This window comes from Pseudomonas sp. LBUM1673 (assembly GCF_059695645.1).
In genome coordinates this window covers 3,654,686-3,677,894 of the sequence record NZ_CP166780.1, presented here as the reverse complement: position 1 = coordinate 3,677,894, position 23,209 = coordinate 3,654,686, and the positions used below count along the sequence as shown (strand labels likewise).

Annotated in this window: 17 protein-coding genes and 1 pseudogene; 13 read left to right on the top strand and 5 right to left on the bottom strand. The window is 62.4% G+C overall.

Going from position 1 to position 23,209, the window contains the following annotated elements:
- Positions 1-98: 98 nt before the first annotated feature.
- Positions 99-1,583 carry a hypothetical protein gene (locus tag ACA044_RS16845; protein WP_497442427.1) on the top strand — a complete coding sequence of 495 codons (1,485 nt, stop codon included), beginning with the start codon at positions 99-101 and terminating at the stop codon, positions 1,581-1,583.
- A pseudogene (locus ACA044_RS16840) lies at positions 1,582-1,745 on the top strand (amidase); the annotation flags it as partial. The gene ACA044_RS16845 and the pseudogene ACA044_RS16840, both read left to right, overlap by 2 nt.
- A 51-nt stretch (positions 1,746-1,796) precedes the next feature.
- On the opposite strand, the gene mhpT reads toward ACA044_RS16840, so the two are convergent.
- Positions 1,797-3,032: a 3-(3-hydroxy-phenyl)propionate transporter MhpT gene (gene mhpT / locus ACA044_RS16835; RefSeq protein ID WP_497442426.1), complete on the bottom strand. Its 1,236-nt coding sequence runs from the start codon at positions 3,030-3,032 to the stop codon at positions 1,797-1,799.
- A 335-nt stretch (positions 3,033-3,367) separates the two neighbouring features.
- Here mhpT and ACA044_RS16830 point away from each other — a divergent pair, with 335 nt between their 5' ends.
- Positions 3,368-4,678: an OprD family porin gene (locus ACA044_RS16830; protein ID WP_497442425.1), complete on the top strand. Its 1,311-nt coding sequence runs from the start codon at positions 3,368-3,370 to the stop codon at positions 4,676-4,678.
- A gap of 56 nt (positions 4,679-4,734) precedes the next feature.
- On the opposite strand, the gene ACA044_RS16825 is transcribed toward ACA044_RS16830, so the two are convergent.
- The gene (locus ACA044_RS16825; protein WP_497442424.1) at positions 4,735-5,223 is read right to left on the bottom strand and encodes a MarR family winged helix-turn-helix transcriptional regulator; all 489 of its coding nucleotides are present in this window, start codon (positions 5,221-5,223) and stop codon (positions 4,735-4,737) included.
- Between the two features lie 213 nt (positions 5,224-5,436).
- On the opposite strand from ACA044_RS16825, the gene ACA044_RS16820 reads away from it, so the two are divergent.
- The 5 genes from ACA044_RS16820 (at position 5,437) to ACA044_RS16800 (ending at position 11,919) form a co-directional block, all read left to right on the top strand.
- Positions 5,437-6,267: a p-hydroxycinnamoyl CoA hydratase/lyase gene (locus tag ACA044_RS16820; RefSeq protein ID WP_497442423.1), complete on the top strand. Its 831-nt coding sequence runs from the start codon at positions 5,437-5,439 to the stop codon at positions 6,265-6,267.
- A gap of 129 nt (positions 6,268-6,396) precedes the next feature.
- The gene (locus ACA044_RS16815) at positions 6,397-7,845 is read left to right on the top strand and encodes an aldehyde dehydrogenase (RefSeq protein ID WP_497442422.1); all 1,449 of its coding nucleotides are present in this window, start codon (positions 6,397-6,399) and stop codon (positions 7,843-7,845) included.
- Positions 7,846-8,001: 156 nt separating this feature from the next.
- Positions 8,002-9,885, top strand: coding sequence for a feruloyl-CoA synthase (locus ACA044_RS16810; protein ID WP_497442421.1), 1,884 nt, complete (start codon positions 8,002-8,004; stop codon positions 9,883-9,885).
- Positions 9,882-11,123, top strand: coding sequence for a thiolase family protein (locus tag ACA044_RS16805; protein WP_497442420.1), 1,242 nt, complete (start codon positions 9,882-9,884; stop codon positions 11,121-11,123). The genes ACA044_RS16810 and ACA044_RS16805 overlap by 4 nt, the downstream gene beginning before the upstream one ends.
- Positions 11,124-11,205: 82 nt before the next feature.
- Positions 11,206-11,919: a GntR family transcriptional regulator gene (locus tag ACA044_RS16800; RefSeq protein WP_497442419.1), complete on the top strand. Its 714-nt coding sequence runs from the start codon at positions 11,206-11,208 to the stop codon at positions 11,917-11,919.
- 6 nt (positions 11,920-11,925) lie between these two features.
- Here the strand turns inward: ACA044_RS16800 and ACA044_RS16795 are convergent, their stop codons facing one another.
- Positions 11,926-12,876, bottom strand: coding sequence for a PDR/VanB family oxidoreductase (locus tag ACA044_RS16795; RefSeq protein ID WP_497442418.1), 951 nt, complete (start codon positions 12,874-12,876; stop codon positions 11,926-11,928).
- A gap of 115 nt (positions 12,877-12,991) precedes the next feature.
- Positions 12,992-14,050: a Rieske 2Fe-2S domain-containing protein gene (locus ACA044_RS16790; RefSeq protein WP_497442417.1), complete on the bottom strand. Its 1,059-nt coding sequence runs from the start codon at positions 14,048-14,050 to the stop codon at positions 12,992-12,994.
- Between the two features lie 439 nt (positions 14,051-14,489).
- Here ACA044_RS16790 and ACA044_RS16785 point away from each other — a divergent pair, with 439 nt between their 5' ends.
- Positions 14,490-15,215 carry a transporter substrate-binding domain-containing protein gene (locus ACA044_RS16785; RefSeq protein WP_497447245.1) on the top strand — a complete coding sequence of 242 codons (726 nt, stop codon included), beginning with the start codon at positions 14,490-14,492 and terminating at the stop codon, positions 15,213-15,215.
- A 50-nt stretch (positions 15,216-15,265) separates the two neighbouring features.
- Here ACA044_RS16785 and ACA044_RS16780 read toward each other — a convergent pair whose 3' ends face one another.
- Positions 15,266-16,231, bottom strand: a complete 966-nt coding sequence (locus tag ACA044_RS16780; RefSeq protein WP_497442416.1) for a helix-turn-helix domain-containing protein — start codon at positions 16,229-16,231, stop codon at positions 15,266-15,268.
- Between the two features lie 159 nt (positions 16,232-16,390).
- On the opposite strand from ACA044_RS16780, the gene ACA044_RS16775 reads away from it, so the two are divergent.
- From ACA044_RS16775 to ACA044_RS16760, 4 genes are read left to right on the top strand one after another with little or no spacing between them, the layout of a single operon-like run.
- Positions 16,391-18,382, top strand: a complete 1,992-nt coding sequence (locus tag ACA044_RS16775; RefSeq protein ID WP_497442415.1) for a TonB-dependent receptor — start codon at positions 16,391-16,393, stop codon at positions 18,380-18,382.
- Between the two features lie 26 nt (positions 18,383-18,408).
- The gene (locus ACA044_RS16770) at positions 18,409-19,449 is read left to right on the top strand and encodes a methyltransferase (protein ID WP_497442414.1); all 1,041 of its coding nucleotides are present in this window, start codon (positions 18,409-18,411) and stop codon (positions 19,447-19,449) included.
- Positions 19,446-20,756, top strand: a complete 1,311-nt coding sequence (locus ACA044_RS16765) for an MFS transporter (RefSeq protein ID WP_497442413.1) — start codon at positions 19,446-19,448, stop codon at positions 20,754-20,756. Before ACA044_RS16770 ends, ACA044_RS16765 begins: the two co-directional genes overlap by 4 nt.
- Positions 20,757-20,781: 25 nt before the next feature.
- Positions 20,782-23,196 carry a decarboxylase gene (locus ACA044_RS16760; RefSeq protein ID WP_497442412.1) on the top strand — a complete coding sequence of 805 codons (2,415 nt, stop codon included), beginning with the start codon at positions 20,782-20,784 and terminating at the stop codon, positions 23,194-23,196.
- Positions 23,197-23,209 lie beyond the last annotated feature (13 nt).

The window sequence follows — 23,209 nt, the reverse complement described above, 5'->3', positions numbered from 1 at the left end:
AGGCGGCCGGGTTCGGTTGTTCGTGTGCAATAAAAATTTACTCCCGACGAAAGAGATGAGAAAAGCTTCTCAGCATTTCCCATGGATACGGACCCCTCATGCCTCGATCAAAGCTGTTCACTACTCTATTTGTCGCGCTGATTGTCGGCGCCGCGCTGTGGTACATGTGGGTCATTACCAGCGCCAAGCTGGAATGGGGCGGCGGCAGTCCTGATCGGCAGCAGGTGGGCGCTGTGCAGGACACCCGGCAGCGGGCGATGACCCAGTACTGCACGGGCGTGGTCGTGACCCCGCAAGGCACCTGGCTGGTAGGGCGCCTGGAGGGGGGCGCCAAACAGCTGCAACCTTCTGCCGACGTGGTGGACCTGGATGCCGTGGTCCATGGCAAGCCGGTTGAGGGCAAAGATCAGGAGCCGGAAGGTTCTGGCGCCTTTGCCAGTTTCCTTTCCCGCAGCGACCAGCAAACCTCCTTCATTTCCCGCTTGGACGCTCAGGGTCAATTTCAACTGGTGGCTCATGTCAGCGACGCTGCCTGCCTGGTTGCCAGCCCGGATGGGGCCAGTGTTTTCCTGCTGACGGGCCTTGCCCGACCCGAGGCCGCGACCCCCGATGCCATCCGCCAGACTGTGGTCTTTCGCAGCGACGATCAAGGCAAACGCTGGACCTGGTTGGCCAAAGGCCTGTTTCCCAAAGCCGATCAGTTGGCCTGGAACCTTAAACCCTATTTCCATGGCCAGGATGAAATCTGGGCCTGGGGCACCCCGAGTGGAGTCGACAACGAGAGCGGCGAAGACGCTCCGGGCGCCATTTCCACCGGAGTCTTTTACTCCGCCGATCGCGGCGCGAGCAGCACCCCGATATTCGCTTCCGAGTCGTTGCTGGTGCCTGTCGAGTATTTCCAGGGCAAACGGCCAGACATTGTTGAATGGCGCACAGACGCAGGCGGCTATGGGGAAATCCTGACCCATGTCATCCAACTGGATGCACAACGCGCGTTTATCTGGGTTTCCCAACGCTTTTGGGCGCGCAATCCCGACGGTGAGAGCGACAATCTTGCTTTCAACGTAACGACACGGATCCAGCTGCAGCGCAAGGCGGGGCAGTGGCAGGCCGGGGACGTGCAGCGCGACGACAGCCTGTTTATCAATGAATTGGTGGAAAACGGTACCGGGCGAGTGATGGGCCTTATCGATCAGGGCGACCACGGGCAGGACGTGGTCGCCGAGCTGGATACCGCCAAGCTGGCCTGGCAGCCCCTGAGCGAGCTACCCAGCGTGTTCGCCCCGTTGGCATCGGACAGCAGGTTGCGCGGGAGCAGTTTCTGGATGGGCCAGAATAGCCTGTTGATCAACACCTCAAGCGAACACCGACCGCCGCGCTGGCTCTACTGGTGGTCGGATGCCAGCATCTCCGCGGACGGGGTATTTTACTCCAAGGACTGGGGACGCTCCTGGCAACAGCTGGCCGTCGATGGTTACCTGGGGATCCTCGGCTTTCAAGGGGCGCAGGACCGCGTGATCTGGGCCAAAGGCCGCGGGTACGGCAACAATGATGCAGGGGTTTATTCCTACGGTTTGCACTGAGCCGGCGAGGTCGGTGCCGCCTTACTGGAGTGCGAAAGGCTTGCCCATGGGCGCGCACTTGCCGGTCGCTTCGGCGAGGAGATGACCTTGTTGGCGCTGGCCGCGCAACTGGAACAGGCCCAAGTACCGTCGCTGAACGCGTGCCTGCGAACCCAGCCGTAACACCCTCGGCAGCTGCTACAGCCGAACGCTGCTAAAAAGAGTGCGTCGCGGTCAGGGTTTGCCCGCGACCGGGTTCGCCGTCCTGAGTTCGGGTTCGGTCAGCGGGGCCGAACGGGCAATCACACTGATGATAGTCAGTGCTGCAATCACCAACCCGGGTGAGGTCGCCAGTAATACCCCGGTGGTGCCAGCCCCGGCCGCCAGAATCTGCCCCGCGGCCAAGGGCCCGGCCACCGACCCCAGGCGACCGATGGCCACCGCTGCGCCGACGCCGGTGGCACGCACCGAAGTCGGGTACGACGGCGGTGCCAGGGCGTAAAGCACCAGTTGCGCAGCCATCACAAACAACCCCGCGGCAAACCCGGCGATAGCCATAGGGACGATGCCTACCGACAGGCCGACCCCGGCCAGCGCCGCCAGTAACCCGGCGTATACAAACAGCACCACCTTGATGCCGTTGCAGCGATCCAGCAGCAGTCCGCCAAGCAGGGAGCCGAGGGCGCCGCCGATATTGAACAGCATCTGCACCAGGCCAGCCTGGGGTTTGCTGAAACCCTGTTCCAGCAACAGCGATGGCAGCCAGTTGAGCAGCATGTACATCACGGTCAGGGTGAAGAAGTAACTCAGCCACAACGCCAGGGTGACGCGAGCCCGGCCTTCGCCGAACAGCGCCTGGCCGGTTGAAGCGCGCGCCACGTTGACGGTGCCTTGTTGCTGGCGAAAGGCGCTGGACTCGGGCAGCAGCAGGATCATCAGCGGCACCACCAGCAACGGCGCGAGACCGCCGATGATGAAGGTCGCCTGCCAATGATCGGTGAACAGCATGGCGACCACCGCCGCCAGTGCGCCACCCAACGGCACGCCGGCATACATGATGCTGATGGCGGTACCGCGACGTTGCTCACCCACGGCTTCGGCACACAGGGCAATCAGGTTGGGCAGGGCGGCGCCCAGACCGAGGCCAGTCATGAAGCGCGTCAGCAGCAGGCTGGAGAAAGTGCCGACGTAGGCGGTGCTGAGAGAGAACACACCGAACAGCAACACGGCGCCGATGAGGATTTTCTTGCGACCGATGCGATCGGCAATCCAGCCGCCGAAGAAGGCGCCCGGCAGCAAGCCGATGATGCCGGCACTGAACACCCAGCCCATCATTTTCGGGTCCAGGGCAAAGGTCTGGCGCAGGCCCGCGGCGGCAGTGCCGGCAGCTTGCAGATCGAAGCCTTCAATCAGTGCAACGATAAAACACAGGGCGATGGTTAGCGTCGTACGACGTGATGGGGTGTCCATGGCGAACCTCATTATTGTTTTTGTTGGTGTGCTGACGGGTGAGCGCGAGCCTGCTCGCCTCAAGCGATGACAGGCTGGAATTAAGATTAACAAAGATAACTAAAAAATGAACGACCAAGGTTGTTGGCCAAAAAATGGCATTAATCTCATTAAAATCAACGTCATGACGCATTGAGTAAGATGGATCTAAAAAATAGATAATAATATTAATGTTCGGTTATCGGTCATTGTGGATTGACGCCACCCCTCGGCTGTTTCCATTCTCTGGCCTGAGATCCCTGGAACAACCCTGGCGATCCCGTTCAAAAAACAACAACAATAAGTGGACATCGAACATGCCAACGCTCCCTTGGAACGCCCTTGCGGCGACTTCAGCCTTACCTGTTCGCGCACCTTGCCTGGTCCTGTTGGGCTTGAGTGTGATTGCCACCCCGGCGCTGGCCGAAGGCTTCATCGACGACAGCCACGGCACCTTGACCTTGCGCAATTACTACCTGGATCGCGACTACAAGGATGACGGGGCGAAAACCGCGGCCAGGGAATGGGCTCAGGGTTTCATCATGAATGTGGAGTCGGGCTTTACCCCGGGGACTGTCGGCTTCGGCCTGGATGCCCGCGGGCTGATGGGGGTGAAGCTGGACTCGTCGCCGGACCGTAGCGGCACTGAGTTGCTGCCGGTGTCCAGCAGCGACAAGCGCGCGGCGGACGAGTATTCGCGCCTGGCCATGACTGCCAAGATGCGCGTTGCCCAAACCACAGTGAAGACCGGCGATGTGTTGATCTTCCTGCCGTTCGCCTTTGCCAGCCCATCGCGGCTGCTGCCACAAACTTTTCGCGGCACCACGCTCAGTTCGAAGGACATCGACGGACTGACCCTCAACACCGGCTACATCGATCGCATCAACAAGCGTGATTCCAGCGACTACCAGCCAATGAGCATCGCCTCGCCGAACCGGCGTTTCAACGGCGCGGCCACCTCATCGCACATGGCCTATGTCGGCGGCGATTATCAGGTGAACAAGGACCTCAGCCTGCGCGCCTATCACGCCGAAGTGGCGGACCTGTACCAGCAGAACACCCTGGCCTTGCTGCACAATTTGCAGGTGGGCGAGGGCATACTGACCACCGACCTGCGCAGTTTTTTCAGCGACGAGGACGGCAGCGCCAAGGCCGGCAAGGTGGACAACCGCAACCTCTCGGCGCTGTTCGGCTATCGCTTCGGCGGCCATCGGCTGAGCCTGGGTTATATGCACGCCAGTGGCGAAACGGCGACGCCCTATGTGTCGGGCACCGAGTTGATGGGCATGAGCGAGTTGACCATGAGTTCGGACTTTCTCAATGCCAAAGAGCGGACCTGGCAGGCGATCTACGACTATGACTTCGCCGCTGCCGGGGTGCCCGGCCTGAAGAGCCGGCTGCGTTATGTACGCGGTGACCATATCGAACTGGCGGCGTTGAATGCCGACGACCGCAAGGAGCGGGAGTTCCAGATGGAGCTGGGGTATGTGATTCAGAGTGGCCCGCTGAAGAACGTCGGGCTGATGGCGCGCAAGTCGATCTATCGCAATGACTTCCCCGCCGGCGCGGCGTTTCGCGATGAAAACCAGACGCGCTTTCTGGTGAACTACACCTTGCCGATCTGGTAAGCCGTTTACCTGCCATGAGGCCAGCCGTTCCCTGGGAACGCGCCGGCGTTGGCATTTCAGGCCTGGTAGACCTTTTTCAACAGCCTGAGCAGTTCTTCGCGTTCCTGGCTGTCGAGGTTGGACGTTGCATCCCTGTCGCTCTCGGCAGCGATCAGTTTCAGCTCCTTGAGCAGGGCCTCGCCGGTCTTGCTGAGAAAAATCCCGTAGGAGCGCTTGTCCGGTTTGCAGCGCACCCGCACCGCCAGCGCGCGGCTTTCCAGTTTATTCAGCAGCGGCACCACTTGCGGCGGCTCGATGGTCAAGGCCTTGGCCAGGTCGGCCTGCATCAGCCCGGGGTTTTGGTCGATGATCGCCAGGGCCGAGAACTGGGCCGGTCGCAAGTCGTGGGCCGAGAGCCGACCAATCAGGTTCTGGAACAGTTTCAGCTGCGCCCGGCGCATGGCATAACCGATCAGATCGTCCAGGGCGGAGTCCAGTGGTGCCTGGGTTTCGGCGCTGTCGGCAGGGGCCTCGGGGGCGGCGGCAATCTTGGAAGACTTGGCCATTGCAGGGTAAATCCTTGGGCTGGCGATTAAGAAGACTATCTAGTTTGCCGAGGTTTAGCGGGGATAGCCATGATCTCTTTCAGATCTCCGGGCTCTGTGTCTGTTCAAGGGGCGAAAAAAAGCACGGTTAATTTTATTAATAGTTAATTGACATAACTATATTTGAGGTTTAGTTTTTGCTCATCTTCAAGCCAAGAACAAGAGAGCAATGCCATGAGCAATTACGACGGTCGCTGGACAACGGTCAAAGTGGAAATCGAGGAAGGCATCGCCTGGGTCATCCTCAATCGCCCGGAAAAACGCAACGCCATGAGCCCGACCCTGAACCGCGAGATGATCGACGTTCTGGAAACCCTGGAGCAGGATCCAGACGCCGGCGTGCTGGTGTTGACCGGTGCGGGCGAAGCCTGGACCGCGGGCATGGACCTCAAGGAATACTTCCGCGAAGTGGACGCCGGCCCGGAAATCCTTCAGGAAAAAATCCGCCGCGAAGCCTCTCAGTGGCAATGGAAACTGCTGCGCATGTACGCCAAGCCGACCATCGCCATGGTCAACGGCTGGTGCTTCGGTGGTGGTTTCAGCCCGCTGGTGGCCTGCGATCTGGCAATCTGCGCCGATGAAGCGACCTTCGGTCTGTCGGAAATCAACTGGGGCATTCCGCCGGGCAACCTGGTGAGCAAGGCCATGGCTGACACCGTGGGTCATCGCCAGTCGCTGTACTACATCATGACCGGCAAGACCTTTGGCGGGCAGAAAGCCGCCGAGATGGGTCTGGTCAACGAGAGCGTACCCCTGGCGCAACTGCGTGAAGTGACGATCGAGCTGGCGCGTAACCTGCTGGAGAAAAACCCGGTGGTGCTGCGGGCGGCCAAGCACGGCTTCAAGCGTTGCCGTGAACTGACCTGGGAGCAGAACGAAGATTACCTGTACGCCAAGCTCGATCAGTCGCGCCTGCTGGACACCGAAGGTGGCCGCGAGCAGGGCATGAAGCAGTTCCTCGACGACAAGAGCATCAAGCCCGGTTTGCAGGCCTACAAACGCTGAACCCCGGCGTTGACTTCAAGGCGAGCTGGCCGGGCGATCGAGCGTCCGCCAGCTGTTCGCCCCGGCGCCCAGGCGCTACTGTGAGCCCCTCGAACGTATTCCCGATAAAGACAATAAAGAGGAATCACCATGCTGGACGTGCCCCTGCTGATCGGCGGCCAGTCGTGCCCCGCCCGAGACGGTCGAACCTTCGAACGACGTAATCCGGTAACCGGTGAAGTCGTGTCGCGCGTTGCCGCCGCCACCCTGGAAGATGCCGACGCCGCCGTGGCCGCGGCCAAAGCGGCATTCCCGGCCTGGGCGGCCCTGGCCCCCAATGAACGACGCACCCGGTTGCTGCGCGCGGCCGAGCAGTTGCAGGCCCGCAGCGCGGAATTCATCGCGGCGGCCGGCGAGACCGGCGCCATGGCCAATTGGTACGGTTTCAATGTGCATCTGGCGTCCAACATGCTGCGTGAAGCCGCATCCATGACGACCCAGATCACCGGCGAAGTCATTCCCTCGGATGTGCCCGGTAGCTTCGCCATGGCCCTGCGCCAACCGTGCGGCGTGGTGCTGGGCATCGCGCCCTGGAACGCCCCGGTGATCCTCGCCACCCGCGCCATCGCGATGCCATTGGCCTGCGGCAACACCGTGGTACTCAAGGCCTCGGAACTGAGCCCGGCGGTGCACCGGCTGATCGGTCAGGTGTTGCAGGACGCTGGCCTTGGTGATGGCGTGGTCAATGTCATCAGCAACGCGCCCCAGGATGCCGCGGCCATTGTCGAGCGACTGATCGCCAACCCGGCGGTGCGTCGGGTCAACTTCACCGGCTCGACCCATGTCGGGCGCATCGTCGGTGAGTTGTCGGCGCGTCATCTCAAACCGGCGTTGCTGGAGCTGGGAGGCAAGGCGCCGTTCCTGGTGCTGGAGGATGCCGACCTGGACGCGGCGGTAGAGGCTGCGGCCTTCGGTGCCTTCTTCAACCAGGGGCAGATTTGCATGTCTACCGAGCGCCTGATCGTCGATGCCAAAGTGGCCGATGCCTTTGTCGCCAAACTCGCGGCGAAGATCGCCACCTTGCCCGCCGGTAACCCCAACGCCGAAGGTTCGGTGCTCGGTTCTCTGGTGGACAGCAGCGCCGGTGAACGCATCAAGTTGTTGATCGACGATGCCCTCGACAAGGGTGCCACCCTGGTCACAGGTGGCCAGCTGGAGGGCAGCATTTTGCAGCCGACCTTGCTCGACGGCACCACCGATGCCATGCGCCTGTACCGCGAAGAGTCCTTCGGGCCGGTGGCGGTGGTGCTACGAGGCGAGGGCGATGAAGCACTGTTGCGCCTGGCCAACGATTCCGAGTTCGGCCTGGCGGCGGCGATCTTCAGTCGCGACACCAGCCGTGCTCTGGCCTTGGCCCAGCGGGTCGAGTCGGGCATCTGCCATATCAACGGCCCGACCGTGCACGACGAAGCGCAGATGCCCTTCGGCGGGGTCAAGTCCAGCGGCTATGGCAGTTTTGGCGGCAAAGCGTCCATCGAGCATTTCACCCAGTTGCGCTGGGTGACCTTGCAGAACGGGCCGCGGCACTACCCGATTTGAGCATCCGTCGCACCGTCGGGCGACGAACGCTTGAGAGCGGTCGTCGCCCGCGTGCAGACCGGACATAACAATAACAAGGCTGCAGCCATAGGCTGCCATGCCCCGGTTGACCGCTTCCCGGCGGGCCGGTGGCGTGCCTTGATGGAGGACAAGCACGTGAGTTCCGAATTCAGATCGCCCCCCCAGACCGAAGCCAGCGCGCCGCGCTATCGCCAGGTGTCCATCGGTCATCCTGCGATCGAGGTCAGCGAAGAGCAGGGCATCGTGCATATGCGCTCCCTGGAACCCTTGGCCGAGCTGCCCGAACGCTTACTGGATCGCCTGGTGCATTGGGCTCAGGTGCGCCCGCAACAGACCTTTATCGCTGCTCGCCAGGACGGCGGCGACTGGCGCCGGGTGAGTTACGCCGAGATGCTGAGCAGCGTCCGCGCCATTGCCCAACGCTTGCTGAGTTATGGTCTTTCGGCCGAGCGACCGCTGGCGATCCTCTCGGGCAACGACATCGAGCATCTGCAGATTGCGCTGGGCGCGATGTATGCCGGGATTCCTTATTGCCCGGTTTCTCCTGCCTATTCGTTGTTGTCCCAGGATTTTGCCAAGTTGCGGCATGTCTGCAATCTGCTGCAACCGGGCCTGGTGTTCGTCAGCGACGCCGCGACCTATCAGCGGGCGATCGATGCGGTACTGCCGGCTGACACGCCGCTGGTCACCGTGCATGGCCAAATACCGGGCCGGAGTCAGGTGAGCTTTGCCAGCCTGCTGGAGCAGCCCGGCGGTGCCGAGGCCGATTGCGCCTTCACGGCTACCGGGCCGGACAGCATCGCCAAGTTCCTGTTTACTTCTGGTTCCACTAAGCTGCCCAAGGCGGTGGTCACCACACAACGCATGCTCTGCGCCAACCAACAGATGCTGTTGCAGACCTTCCCGGTATTCGGCGAAGAACCACCGGTGCTGGTGGACTGGCTGCCGTGGAATCACACCTTCGGCGGCAGTCACAACGTTGGCATCGTGTTGTACAACGGCGGCACCTTTTACCTGGACGACGGCAAGCCCACCATCCAGGGTTTTGCTGAAACACTGCGCAACCTCAAAGAGGTATCGCCCACCGCCTACCTGACCGTACCCAAGGGCTGGGAAGAGCTGGTCAACGCCCTGGAGCAGGACGGCGAATTGCGCGAACGTTTCTTCTCGCGCATGAAGCTGTTCTTTTTCGCCGCCGCCGGTTTGTCCCAGAGGGTTTGGGATCGCCTGGACCGGGTCGCTGAACAGCATTGTGGCGAACGCATTCGCATGATGGCCGGGCTCGGCATGACCGAGGCGGCACCGTCCTGCACGTTCACCACCGGGCCACTGTCCATGGCCGGCTATATCGGCCTGCCGGCTCCCGGTTGCGAAGTGCGGCTGGTGCCGGTGGACGGCAAGCTGGAGGGGCGCTTTCGCGGACCGCACATCATGCCGGGTTACTGGCGCGCGCCGCAGCAGACCGCCGAGGTGTTCGACGAACAGGGTTTCTATTGTTCCGGCGATGCGCTGAAACTGGCCGATGCCCGTGATCCGCAACTGGGGTTGATGTTCGACGGACGCATCGCCGAGGACTTCAAGCTGAGCTCCGGCGTGTTTGTCAGTGTCGGCCCGTTGCGCAATCGTGCGGTGCTCGAAGGTTCGCCCTATGTTCAGGATCTGGTGGTGGCCGCGCCGGACCGCGAGTGTCTGGGTGCGCTGGTCTTTCCCCGGCTGTACGAATGCCGACGTCTGGCCGGTTTGAGGCCTGACGCCAGCGATGCCGAGGTCCTGGCCAGTGCGCCGGTGCGACAGTGGTTCGGCGATTGGCTGCAACGGCTCAACCGCGATGCCACCGGGAATGCCAGTCGCCTGGAATGGATCGCGCTACTCGACGAACCCGCGTCCATTGACCGTGGTGAAATCACTGACAAGGGGTCGATCAACCAGCGCGCGGTGCTGCAGTGGCGCGCCGACAAGGTCGAGGCGCTGTATCGCGGCGAGGAGCCTTCGATCCTGCGTGCCGGACCTCTGCCGTGAGCGGCGCGGGGCAGTATTCGAGCTTTTGCGATGCGGCCATTTTCGAAGCCCTGCGCACGCCTTGGGTCGATCTCGGCGGGGCCTTGGCCGAGGTTTCACCGATTGACCTGGGGATCAAGGTTGGGCGCGAGGTACTGGCCCGCGCCGCTATCGATCCATCCTCGGTAGACAGCGTGCTCGCCGGCTCCATGGCTCAGGCCAGTTTCGATGCCTACCTGCTGCCTCGGCATATCGGCCTTTATAGTGGCGTGCCGCAAGGGATACCGGCGCTGGGGGTGCAGCGCATCTGCGCCACCGGCTTTGAACTCTTGCGGCAGGCCGCCAGGCAACTGGATGATGGCGTGCAGCTGGCCCTGTGCGTGGCGGCTGAATCCATGTCGCGCAACCCGATTGCCGCCTACACCCACCGCGGCGGTTTCCGGCTCGGTGCGCAGGTGGCGTTCAAGGACTTTCTCTGGGAGGCCCTATACGACCCGGCCCCGGGCGTGGACATGATCACCACCGCTGACAATCTGGCCCGGCGGCATGGTCTGAGCCGCGAAGAGGTGGATCGCTTTGCCCTCGGCAGTCATCAACTGGCGCTGCAGGCTCAGACCGAAGGCTGGTTTGAGCCGGAGCTGGTGGCGCTCGGCAATGAGCGCTTTGAACTGGCCGGCTATCAACCACGGAGTATCCAGTTGCCACGGGGCGTAGATCGCGTGACTCACGATAGTCACCCGCGCCCCACCGATCTGGACGCCTTGGGCCGGTTGCGGGCGGTGCATGACGGCGGTGTGCAAACGGCTGGCAACAGTTGTGCGGTTGTCGATGGCGCGGCGGCCGCGCTGGTAGGGCGAGCGTCTGCGGCCCGGCGTCCGGTGTTGGCCCATTTGCTGGCCAGTGCCGTGGTGGGCGTGGCACCGGAATTCATGGGTATCGGGCCGGCGCCGGCCATCCGGTTGTTGCTGCAACGCAGCGGGCTGGCCCTTGGTGAAATCGGCTTGCTGGAAATCAACGAAGCCCAGGCGGCTCAGGTGCTGGCCGTGGCTCAGGAGCTTGAACTGGACGGTGACCGGCTCAACCGACGGGGTGGCTCCATCGCTTTGGGGCATCCCTTGGCCGCCAGTGGTTTGCGCCTGGTGCTGACCCTGGCCAGGCAACTGCGCGAGGGTAATCTGCGTTATGGCATTGCTGCCGCCTGTGTCGGCGGCGGGCAGGGCATGGCACTGCTGATCGAGAATCCGGCCTATCAAGGCTGAGGCAGGACACCGCGGCCTCTGCCTAAACCTGGCGTCACACTTGCGTTACTATGCAGCCCCCACCTTTCTGGAAGTTGCCTGGATGAGTAAGCCCGGTCAAACGGTGCTGGTCGCGTTGCGCAAGATGATCGCCTCGGGCGAGCTGGCGGCTGGCGAGCGGTTGATGGAAATTCCCACGGCGCAGTTGTTCGGGGTTTCGCGGATGCCGGTGCGCATGGCGTTCCGCACGCTGGAGCAGGAAGGCTTGCTGGTGCGCTTTGGCGGGCGCGGGTTTCAGGTGCGTTCGGTCAGCCCCGATGACATTGCCGGTGCAGTCGAAGTGCGGGGTGTCCTTGAAGGCCTTGCGGCGCGTCAGACCGCCGAGCGCGGGCTATCGGACGAAGCCCGGGCGACCCTTGAGCGGTGCCTGTTGCAGGGGGATCAGCTGTTCGACAAGGGGTATGTGACCATAGAAGACCTGGAGGTCTATCACGACCTCAACATGCGTTTTCATGAGGTGATCGTCGAAGGCAGCCACAACCCGGCCATCGCCGACGCCCTGGCGCGCAATGACCACTTACCCTTCGCGTCGGTGACAGCCCTGGCAGTGGACCGCAACGACATGGTCCGGGAATACCGACGCTTCAACTATGCCCACATGCAACACCATTCGGTGTTCGATGCCCTGGTCAACCGCCAGGGCGCGCGTGCCGAAGCCATCATGCGCGAGCACGCCAACGCTACGTTGCGCTATGCCGAGATCTTCGGTTCGGCGGCAGCCGACGAGCGGATGAAGGTCATTCTCCGCTCGGAGTGATGCCCTTCAGATATCCAACACCAGCAGTGGCGTTTTCGAGCGTGAACAGCAAGGGGTGAACTGGTCGTTGCAGGCCTGTTCATCCTCGGTCAGGAACAGGTCACGATGCTCCGGCACGCCCTCCAGAACCCGCGTCAGGCAGGTGCCACAAATACCCTGTTCGCAGGAAATGGCGATCTCGATGCCCTGGTTTTGCAGCACTTGCACCACACTTTTGTCGGCCGGCACCTCGAAGACCTGACCGCTGCTGGCGACCTTGATCGAGAAACTGCCATCGGCGCCAGTGTCGATGGGTGCGGCGGCGAAGTACTCGCGATGCAGGCATTGCTCCTGCCAGCCCTCGGCCTTGGCCGTATCCAGCACATGCTGCATAAAACCGCCGGGGCCACACACATATAAATGAACGTCGCTCTGAGGCGTGGCCAAGACCTTGGCCGCGTCCAGCGCCGTGTCGGGTTCCTGATCGAAATGCAGAAACACCCGGTCGGCAAAAGGCGAGTGTTGTAGGCGTTCGACAAAGGCTGCGCGCTCCCGAGAACGGGCGCAGTAATGCAGCTCGAAATCCGCACCGCTGTGGGCCAGGCGTTCGGCCATGCAGAGAATGGGGGTAATGCCGATACCGCCGGCAAAGAGCAGGCTGCGCCTGGCTTCATGGGCCAACGGAAACAGGTTGCGCGGCTCGCTGATAGACAGGCGCGTGCCAGGGTGGATCTGCTCGTGCATGGTCAGCGAACCGCCCCGGGAGGCCGGATCCTTGAGCACGCCAATCAGGTAGCGATGGCGTTCTTCGGGGTGGTTGCACAGGGAGTATTGCCGGATCAGGCCACCAGGCAGATGCACATCGATATGGGCTCCGGCGCTGAAGGTCGGTAGCGGTCGATCATCGACACTGGCCAGCTCGTAGCTGCAGATGTCCTGGGCTTCGTTATTGCGGGATACCACCAGCACTTCGATCATGTTCGATCCTCGGAGTGTCGCCAGCGAAGTGGTCACTTCCGGTTATTGTTTGCGGGGTTCATGCCGTGACAGGGCACGGCATTTTTGCGGAGGAGGATTGCGTGCTTGCAGCGTTCTAGCTGGCCGAGGCGATCAGCGACTCTTGCGGGACCTGCTCCTGGGCGATCAGACGCTCCAAAATGCGGCGTGACTGCACACCGCCAGCGTCGATGTTGAGCTTGAGCAGGTTGCGCTGGGGGTGGCTGAGCAGGTTCTGTTGCTGGCGTTCGAGCATCTCCAGGTCCTCGCTGAAAATCTTGCCCTGACCCTCGCGAATGCTCGCGGTCAGGGCTTCATCCTGCGGGTTGAAGTTGCGTGCCATGCCCCAGAAGTACCAGATCGAGGTGTCGGTTTCCGGGGTGATGAAGTCGACGACGATGCTCGACGCCTTGAACTGCGGGGCGGCGTGATAGCCGCCTTTGCCGGCATGGGCCACACCGACTTCGATCAGCACATGGCTGGGTGGGGTGAAGCGGCAGATCTGCCAGCGATCCACCGGCACATCGTCGGCCAGGTTGTTGCCGCGCAGCGCCATGCGCCAGAAGGGCGGCGCCATGATGTTTTCCATGTGTCGGGCGGTGACTACCTCATCGGCTTCGACCGTGGTCACCGGAGGTACTTCGTCGATTTCCTTCTGACCGATGCTGGAGGCGTGAACGTAGGTTTCGTGAGTCAGGTCCATCAGGTTGTCGATCATCAGGCGGTAGTCGCACTGGATGTGGAACAGGCCGCCACCATAGGCCCACTCGTCGCTGATCGCCCATTCCAGATGATGGATCAGCGCCGGGTCAGCCAATGCCTGATCGCCGGGCCAGACCCAGATAAATCCGTAGCGCTCGACCACGGCGAACGTCTTGTTGCACGGGAAGCCGCGAACCCGTTGTCCGGGCATTTCCACCGTCTTGCCGTCGCAGCCCATCACCAGGCCGTGATAACCGCACACCAGATTGCCGTTTTCCACATAGCCCAGGGACAACGGTGCGCCGCGATGGGGGCAGAAGTTCTCGACAGCCGCCACTTTGCCTTCGTGCCCGCGGTAAAAAACCATCTTTTCACCGCAAATTTGACGGCCCAGTGGCTTGTCGGCGATTTCATCGGGTGTACAGGCGACGTACCAGGTGTTCTTGGGGTACATGGAGATTCTCCAAGGCGGTTTGTTGTTATTTAGTGGATCCATTAATGTTGATTTGTGTGGGGTTTGTCAAATTGATTCTGCTTGTTAATGATTCAATGGATCCATAGGTGCGTCGAGAGCCCTCCGTCATGCCCACCGCGTCAGTCGGACTCACCACTGCTTCGCAGCCGAACGCAGCCTTCGGCAGCTGCTACAAGAGTGCGTCGCGGCTGAAATGGTTGAACTGACTGGCATCAGGCGCGGGGCCTGGGGATCACGGAATAGTCGAGGCGACATGCAGCCAACAACTCAGAACTGCAAGCAGTGACCTGACGCGGCTGGGTCAGGAGTTGCAGTTCATCCTTAACTATTTCAATCTGACGTGAGTTTTCCGCGATTACAAAGAAGTCCCGCAAGCCATGCCGGTCGTCAGCCGCCAAGTCCACCCTGGAGCAAAATGATGAGTGCTATCACACCTGAAGTTCTTGAAGATCTGGCCCCTCGGGGAGTCCTGAGTGCAGCGATCAATTTCGGCAATCCGGTACTGGCTCAGAAGGGCCAGGATGGATCTCCACAAGGTGTATCCGTGGCGTTGGCAAAGGCTTTGGCCGAAGAGCTGGGTGTGCAGTTGGAAATGGTGACATTCGATGCGGCGGGCAAGGTGTTTGCGGCGCTGGAGGAGGGGGCTTGGAACATCGCGTTCCTTGCCATCGAACCGGTGCGTGAAGAACAGATCGCTTTCAGTGAACCCTACGTGATTATTGAGGGCACCTATCTCGTAGCGACGGACTCGCCGTATGTCGACGTCGGTGATCTCGATCAGCCCGGGTTGAGGCTCGCGGTAGGCAAGGGCGCGGCGTATGACCTGTTCCTGACTCGGACCTTGCAACACGCGCAGCTGGAGCGGGCGCAGACCTCTGCCGCAGCGGTGGACCTGTTTTTTGACCAGGGTCTGGATGCAGCCGCGGGCGTGCGACAACCCCTGCAACAGGTGGTCGATGCTGACCCGCGTTACCGGGTGCTTGAAAGCGCCTTCACTTCAATCCGCCAGGCGATGGCAGTACCGCGCAGTCGTGAAGCGGGTGCGGCGTATGTAAGGGCCTTCGTAGAGAGGAAGAAGGCAGAAGGATTCGTTCACGCAGCCCTGTCCGCGAGCGGCCAAGCTGATGTAACGGTTGCTTCGTAGATTTATGTTGTATTGAGGAGCACATCGTCGGATGTGCTCCTTGCGATTGCTCAGCGGCGCTTGCCGAATACCGATTTGGGTGGCTTGCCGAAAAACCGGGTAAAGGCCGCGCTGAAGTTGTTGGGGAACTTATAGCCCACCTGATAGGCCGCCTGGGCCACCTGGCAACCGCTCTCGAGCAGGGTATATGCCTTGCGCATGCGGATCTCGTGAAGCATGCGGTGTGGAGTGGAGTTGAAGCGGTAGTGCAGGCCTTCCTTGAGTTTGAATTCATTAAGCCCGACCGCGGCGCACAGGTAGGGGATGGTCAGTTGCTGGTCCATTTGTTCGATCATGATGTCCCGGGCGCGGTCGAGTTTCTCGATGTCCACCACACTGAACTGCAGGCTTTCTGAACAGGCCGCAGGGCTCAGCAGTTTCAGCTGTTCGGAGAGCAGACTCAGGGTGTGAATGTGCATGTCCAGGGTGCCGGTCACCCCTTGATTGAGGTAGTGGGTCAGGGCGCTGGCGTGGCTGGCGCTGGCCGCCGAGGTCTTCTGGAACGCCAACTGGCGCACGTTGCCGTTGCCCAGCAACTGGCGGGTGCGCTGCTCGCCAATGTACTTGTTGAGCATGCTTTCGCCGATCAGCAACCGCAACTGGGACACCGTTGCCCCGGCTTCGTAACAGCGTTCGCCCAGGCTCAGCTGGAACGAGGTGATGGTGGTGTAGCCGGCGCGAAACGATACTGCCGAACCATCTGCGCCCTTGTACCCGGAGTCGCCCTGCATGCCGAAGGTGATCACCAGCATATGGCGATTGTGCGGGCTGACGGTTTCCTCGATCAGGTTTCGCGTGGGGCGGTAGCGCGAACGCACCACCATCAGGTCGTCATCCAGGCACAAACGTTCTGAGTAACACTCACCCAACTCTTCCGGCAATTGCTGGCGCATCCAGCCGCAGGTGTCGTTGCTGACCAGCCGCGAGTGCGTTGACGCGACTCGATACGACTGAGAAATCCTCTGTAAGACCGCCACTTTTACTGTCCTCCTTGATTGGGTTGCGGCTCGCATATGGATTAATCCAGAATCCATACGTACACACATGATAAGCATTCGCATTAATGAATAACATGTTTCCAAGTCAACTGCCATCTCCGGACGTGGCAGTGCGCTGATTCATTGATGGGGAAAGCAATGAGCAAGCATGTGTTGAAAGCCAGCGGTTATACGCTGTTTGTTGGCTGCTGGGTGGGTGGTGCGACGACCGTAGTTGCGCAGACTGAGCTGCCGTCGGTCATAGTCACGGCGAACAAGATCGAGCAGGAACAAGAGAAAGTCCCGGCCAGCCTGTCGGTGCTCAATGGCGAAGACCTGCGCAAGGGTACCATCGATGATCTGGAACGCCTGGCCCGGGCCACCCCCGGCTTCACCTTTCAACCCTTCGGCCAGTCCGGTACCAACCTGCCGGTGGTGCGCGGCCTGACCTCCAGTCCCACGGCGTTTTCGTCTTCGATGCTGATGCTGGTGGACGGCGTACCGACCCTGATGGGGCAGGGCTTCGACCACAACCTGTTGGGTGTGGAGCGCATCGAGATCCTACGTGGGCCACAATCGACCCTCTACGGCCGTAACGCCGAAGCCGGGGTGCTGAGCATCCACACCCGCCAGCCCGATGCCGAGCCTTACGCACGTATTGAAGCCGGTGGCGGCAGCCGCGACCAGCGCACCCTGAGCGCCGATGCCAGCACCGCTCTGGTGCCGGACACCCTCTATGCCGGGGTGTCCGGGCAATGGCTGGAGCAGGACGGCTTTATCGACAACGCCTACCGCGGCGGCCAGGCCGATGACCGCGAACGGCACAGCGCACGGATGGTCCTGCGCTGGACCCCGGGTTTGGCCACTGACGTTAACGTGCGCTACAGCCGCCAGGATTATCGCGACGGCGGTTCGCAGTGGGGCGCGGTGAATGCCTCGCGGCGCGAGGTGCGCTCCGGGACTTCGAGCTGGAACCACTCCAGCGGCCGCAGCCTGTCCCTGGACGTGCTGCATGAATTCGATTCCGGCCTGAAGGTGCGCTCGATCACCGCGCGCAATGACTTCTACGACCGGGTCCGGCAGGACACCGATTTCATGCCGGCGGACTTGTTCCACCTGGGCCGCGATTACCACATGAACACCCTGTCCCAGGAGTTTCGCCTGGAAGGCCAGTGGCGCGATCATCAATGGCTGCTCGGTGCCTATGCCGACCGCGACGATCACGACCTGTCCTATGAACAGAAGTTGCCCCTGCGCCTGACCCGCACCGACGTGAAATCGGGTGGCAACACCACGGCGCTGTTCGGCCAATGGGTGATGCCCCTGGCCGAGCGCTGGACGCTGACGCTCGGCGCCCGGGCCGAGCAGGACAAGGTGCATCTCGACCCGGCGGTCGGCAGCCGCCAGAGCGATAAATGGCAACGCTTCACCCCCAAAGCGGCGCTGCAATACCAGTGGCAGCCCGACTCTTATCTGTATGGCAGTTACGCCGAAGGCTTTCGCGCCGGCGGTTTCAACGCCTTCTCCAGCGCTGCCAATTACCCCGGCTATGACCCGGAAAAAGTCAAAACCTACGAGGTCGGCGCCAAGGGCTGGCTCGACGACAAACGCCTGCGTTACTCGGCGGCGCTGTACTGGATGGACGTTCGTGACATGCAGGTGCAGCAGATCATCCAGCCCGGAGTGGTGTACATCACCAACGCCGCCGCGGCGCGCTCTACCGGGCTTGAACTGGAAGCTGAATACCTGTTCGCCGACAACTGGCGGGTGGTCAGCGCCGTGGGCCTGAACCGCACCCGTTTCGAGCGCTTCAGGGAAGGCAACAACGACTACCAGGGCAACCGCAACCCCTTTGCGCCAGACCTCACCGGCCACCTCAGCCTGCGCTATGACGCGCCCGCCGGCTGGTACGCCCAGGGCGGCGTGAGTGCCGTCGGCAAGACCTACCTGGATTCGGCCAACCAGTTCAGCCGTGGCGGCTACGGCCTGATCGACCTGAATGTCGGTTACGACTTCAGCCACTACGGCATTTCCGCCTACGTGAAAAACGCCGCAGACAAGCGCTACGACGCCGTCGGCTACCTCAATGGCACCGCCCGGGTCTACAGCCCACCGCGGGAGATCGGCCTGCGGGTCAGCTACGAACTGTGAACGATGACCATAATGAGCTGCGAACTATGAACGGAATCAACCTGGCATCCCCCCATCCCCTGCAACCTTACTGGGACCTGACCCTGGCGGCGGTACGCGCCGATGCGCTGCGCATCGCCCTGGACTGGCAACTGTTCAACCTGCTGCAAGTGCCGGCCACGGCTCTGGCGATTGCCCGGCAGTTACAGCTCAACCCGGCCAATACCGGCTATTGGTTGGAGGCGCTGTGGAGCATGGAGCTGCTGGAGCGCGACGACCGCCAGCCGCCCCATTACTGCAACACCGCGGTGGCCAGTGATTACCTGCGAGCGGATGCGCCGGACTATTGCGGCGACGCCTGGACCTTTCGCCTGCGCGGCTTGCGGCATTTCGGCAGCCAGCTTGGCGATCAAGTGCGCACCGGCCAGCTCAGTGGCCAGGTGCCGAATGTGGCGACCACCATCGACAACTGGACCACGGCGGCGCGCTTGCAAATCGACCAGGAACAACGGGCGGTTACCGTGGATGTGGCGTTGCGCCTGATGGCCCAGGTGCCGGAGTTCTCCACCGCGCGGCGCATGCTCGACCTGGGCGGTGGCCCGGGGTTGGTGGCCATTGCCCTGGCCCGGGACAACCCGCTGCTCACCGGCGAGGTGTTCGACTTTGCCCAGACCGTGACCGTGGCGGCGGACAACATTCGCCGGGCCGGCCTGGAGCAACGCCTGGATGTACGCGGCGGTGATCTGGCGAGCGATTCGATCGGTGAAGGCTACGACCTGATCTGGTGTTCCTCGGTGCTGCATTTCGTCCCGGACATGGCTGCAGCCCTGGCCAAGATTCATGCTGCGCTGCGCCCGGGCGGGGTGCTGGTCAGCGCCCATGCGGAAATCCCCGCAGACCCGGAGCACGCTCGGCGGGTCATGCCTTATTACCTGTCGATGCAGATGCTCGGACGCCAGGTGACCCATGCCGGCGGCTTGAGCGAAGCCTTGCAACAGGCCGGTTTCATCAATATCGACAGTTACCCCGAAGTGGCTTTCGCCGTGGCGCCGGTGTCGGTGCTGGTGGCGCGACGGAGTGCCTCATGAACCGCCAGGGCGACGCCGGCGCCTGGCGTTTGCAACTGCTCTTTGGCTGGCTGAGTTTCGTGCTGGCGGTGCCGAGCATCTACCTGCTGCTCGGGTTGCCGCTGGTGATGCGCGAGCACGGCTGGTCCGGCACGGATATCGGCCTGTTTCAACTGGCTGGCTTGCCGGCGGTGTTCAAGTTCCTGCTGGCCTTGCCCGTGCAGCGCTATCGCTTCGCACGCGGACATTACCGAGCCTGGGCCCTGGTGCTGTGCCTGTTGCTGGCGCTGTTGCTGGTGGTAGTCAGCCAGCAGGCGATCACGGCCCATCGCGGGTACCTGTTCGGCCTCGCGTTCGCCGCCGGGGTGCTGGCGACCTGGGCGGACATCCCGGTCAATGCCCTGGCGATCAAATTGCTGCCGCAGTCCCAGCGGATTCGTGCCGGCAGCATCCGGTCGGCGGCGCTGTTTCTCGGTGCCATTGTCGGCGCCGGCGTGATGTTGCTGGTGCACAACCGCTGGGGCTGGCAGGCGCCGTTTCTGCTGATGGCCGCGGGCCTGCTGCTGGCGTTGTTGCCCCTGGCCTGGCTGCGCGAAGGCTGCGTTGAGGCTGCAACTGCGGCGCTGGCCAGACCGCCCCTGGCCGACTGGTCGGGCTATTTCCGCCAGCCCGGTGCGCGCCTGTGGACCTGGGTGCTGCTAAGCAGCTTTCCCTTTGTCGGTGCCGCTTGGCTGTACCTCAAACCCTTGTTGCTGGACCAGGGTATGGCAGCGCAGCAAGTGGCCTTGATTGCCGGCGTTGGCGGCGGCGTGGTGGGAGCCCTGGCCAGCCTGCTGGGTGGTCGTCTGCTTCAGCGTCTGGGGCCGGGGCGGGCGATTGCGCTGTTTATGGTTTGGGCGTTGTTCGCCCTGCTGGCGCTGACAGCAGCGGTGGGGTTGCAGGCCGGGATGAGCTGGCTGGTGGCCGCGGCTTTCCTGCTGGCCACGGCCATGGGCGCGGTGTCGACACTGGTCTTCGCCCTGATGATGTTTTTCTCCCGCGAGCATCGGCAAGCCGCGGACTACGGGCTGCAAGCCAGCCTGTTTGTACTGACGCGCATGCTGGTGCCGATTGCCGCCGGGGTGCTCCTCGATCGCGGCGGCTATGTGGGAATGCTGACCGGTCTGTCCCTGGCGATGTTCGTGGTCTGTGCGCTGGCCTTGGCTGCCCGGCGTTCGATCGCGGTGGCCACGGCCGGTCTTCACAAGGGGATGCCAACAAGGCAGTTGGCGCCCCGTACGGTTCGAGCTGAGGGCCATGGTCCACAGCGGCGAGCCATTCAATCGTAAGTCTGACTTGAGTAAGGATGAATCCATGAAGGCAACCTTAGGTATCTGTCTGGTTACCCAGGCTGAGCCTCTGATCGAGGATGTGAGCTTTGTCATCGAGCAGTTGCAGGCCGGCTTGCAGCCACCTGCCACCGCCGCTGACTGGCCACTGACGATTGGAGGCTGCGAAGACATGCATCGGACCCTGGGGCCACGGCCAAGGAGCGAGGCGGTTCTGGAAACCCTGATGGTCCAGGCCCAGAGCTATTTGCAAGGCCGCCCGGCGAATACCGCAGCGCTGCCCGATCTGTGGTTGATGACCTTCGATTCGGTCGAGGCGGCGCAATCGCGGTTACGCCACCTCGACCCGCGTCTGTCGAACGAGCTGTTCATTCTCGACCTGGGCGAGCAAGCGCAGGCCGGCGTCGAAGACCCTTTCGACGAGCTGATCGCCGCCGCGCCCAATGCACGCCTGTCGCCCCATTCGGCGCTGCTGTATTGCGCGTTGTCGGCCTTGCCGGGGTGGATGAACCGCATCGGTGGCAATCGCCATCTGCGGGTGGCGGGGGAAGACCGCGCAGCGCGGCGCGCGGACTTGTTGCGGATCGTCCTGGATCACCTGGAACATGCCCACTTCAATCGCCTGCTGGCCCGCTCCATCAGTGGCCCGCTGCTGTCGGTGAGCCTGGCCACCGAAGTGACGCGCTTTATGCGCAGTCGCTGGCAGGAGCGTTGGGACTTTCATTCCTACACCGGTTCCATGGTGGCCGGGTTGATCCAGTCCATGCAGCAAAACGTCGCCGGCACGGGCGTGCGTTGCCTCAGCGGTTGCAACGAACACAGCCTGGCGGTGAGCGCCATGGCCGGTTGGCAGCTGTTTGGCCGGGCCTATGTGATCACCGTGACCTCGGGCATGATCGATGAATTCCGCGGCACCCTGGCCAACCTCAAGCGCCTCGGCGCACCGGGGTTGATCATCTGCGCCGACAGCCCGGAAAGCGTCTGGTACGCCTTCCAGGGCACCCATGACGGTGACAACGACGGGCGACGGGTGATCGAAGCCAAAGGCCTGCGCCAGGTGTTCATCCGCAAGGTCGAGGAGATCGGTGCCTGTCTGGAGCAAGCCTTCGCCATGCTCGCCGAACGGGCCGAACCGGTGTTCATTCTGGCCACCCAGGGAGTGCTGGAATCCCGGCCTCAGGTGCCGCTGGATGTGCGCCTGCCCGAGCTGCCAGTGACCCCGGCAATCCTCCTCAGCAGCACCCAGATCGAGGCCCTGGATCAGGCTCTGGATCTGATCAACCACCAGCCGCTGCACCTGCTCTGGCAGTGCGGCAAGCTCAGTGATCAGCAGCGGCAACGGGTGCATGCCCTGGCCGAACGTGGTGCTATCGGCCTGGCCGATAGCATTACTCAGCCCGGCAGTGTCGGCCCTTACCACGAGGGGCGGCCGGTGCCGCATTATCTGGGGCCGTTGTCGTTGTACGGCTTCAGCCGACGGGTCTATCAGTTCGTGCACACCGACCACGAAGTGAATGGGCCGCAAAGCCATTGCGTGTTCTTCCTCAAGGGCAAGGTCGACCAGGCCGCCACGCCGTTTTCCGAAGGCAAGCTCAAGCGTCAGTTGCGGGTGGTGCAGGTCAACCATGAGCCGCGGCATCTTTCGCCCTTTACCGACCTGGCCCTGGATGTGCCGCTGGATGTGTTCCTCGATCACATCGAGCGGGGCTTGCAGGTCGAGCCGCAGATTCTCGCCTTGCGCCGGGCCAAGCTCGAGGTGCTGCGCGCAACCAGCGAGAGCGTGGCGGCGGACCACATCGAAACTCTGCCGATGACCTCCAACTACTTCTTTCGCCGCCTGGGCAACCTGGTGCGCGAACTGATCGAGCAGCAGGACTATCGTTATATTGGCGTCTATGACGTTGGCCGCTGTGGCATCTCGGCGGTGCGCAATGTGCCACGCACCGATCCGGGTTTTTCCGGCTGGTACGGGCGCGCCTTGATGGGCGATGCGCTGATGGCCTTGCCCTATATCGCCATCACTGGCACTGGCAATGTCCTGGCTTTTATCGGCGACGGCGCCCGGGCGCTGGTGCCGGATATCGAGGCGCGGCTGGCCCAGGGGCTGGCCGAGGACCCCGGGGTGGCAAAGCGTAACGTCACCCTGTTCTACCTCACCAACGGCCTGTTGTCGTTGATTCAGACCTACCTCGACAAACGCTACGCCCACAATGGCGCGCAACAGGTCGCGGTGACCAGTGCCGCACCCTTGGCGGCACCGCTGGAGCGAGTCGGGCCCATCAGCCTGCACCGCGAACGACTGGTGACCTTCGATGAAGCGAGCCTGCGCAGCGCCCTGACGCGCCCCGGACAATTGAATATTTTCGACGTGTTGCTGGCCCATAACTCGGAAGGCGACGGCTTGAGCCTGGTCTCCGAAACCGCTTGGAACCGTCAATGAGCCAGAACCCAGG

Coding starts and splice junctions, on each gene's coding strand:
- ACA044_RS16845 (WP_497442427.1), top strand. CDS start 99: ATGCCTCGATCAAAGCTGTTCACTACTCTATTTGTCGCGCTGATTGTC.
- mhpT (WP_497442426.1), bottom strand. CDS start 3,032: ATGGACACCCCATCACGTCGTACGACGCTAACCATCGCCCTGTGTTTT.
- ACA044_RS16830 (WP_497442425.1), top strand. CDS start 3,368: ATGCCAACGCTCCCTTGGAACGCCCTTGCGGCGACTTCAGCCTTACCT.
- ACA044_RS16825 (WP_497442424.1), bottom strand. CDS start 5,223: ATGGCCAAGTCTTCCAAGATTGCCGCCGCCCCCGAGGCCCCTGCCGAC.
- ACA044_RS16820 (WP_497442423.1), top strand. CDS start 5,437: ATGAGCAATTACGACGGTCGCTGGACAACGGTCAAAGTGGAAATCGAG.
- ACA044_RS16815 (WP_497442422.1), top strand. CDS start 6,397: ATGCTGGACGTGCCCCTGCTGATCGGCGGCCAGTCGTGCCCCGCCCGA.
- ACA044_RS16800 (WP_497442419.1), top strand. CDS start 11,206: ATGAGTAAGCCCGGTCAAACGGTGCTGGTCGCGTTGCGCAAGATGATC.
- ACA044_RS16795 (WP_497442418.1), bottom strand. CDS start 12,876: ATGATCGAAGTGCTGGTGGTATCCCGCAATAACGAAGCCCAGGACATC.
- ACA044_RS16790 (WP_497442417.1), bottom strand. CDS start 14,050: ATGTACCCCAAGAACACCTGGTACGTCGCCTGTACACCCGATGAAATC.
- ACA044_RS16785 (WP_497447245.1), top strand. CDS start 14,490: ATGAGTGCTATCACACCTGAAGTTCTTGAAGATCTGGCCCCTCGGGGA.
- ACA044_RS16775 (WP_497442415.1), top strand. CDS start 16,391: ATGAGCAAGCATGTGTTGAAAGCCAGCGGTTATACGCTGTTTGTTGGC.
- ACA044_RS16770 (WP_497442414.1), top strand. CDS start 18,409: ATGAACGGAATCAACCTGGCATCCCCCCATCCCCTGCAACCTTACTGG.
- ACA044_RS16765 (WP_497442413.1), top strand. CDS start 19,446: ATGAACCGCCAGGGCGACGCCGGCGCCTGGCGTTTGCAACTGCTCTTT.
- ACA044_RS16760 (WP_497442412.1), top strand. CDS start 20,782: ATGAAGGCAACCTTAGGTATCTGTCTGGTTACCCAGGCTGAGCCTCTG.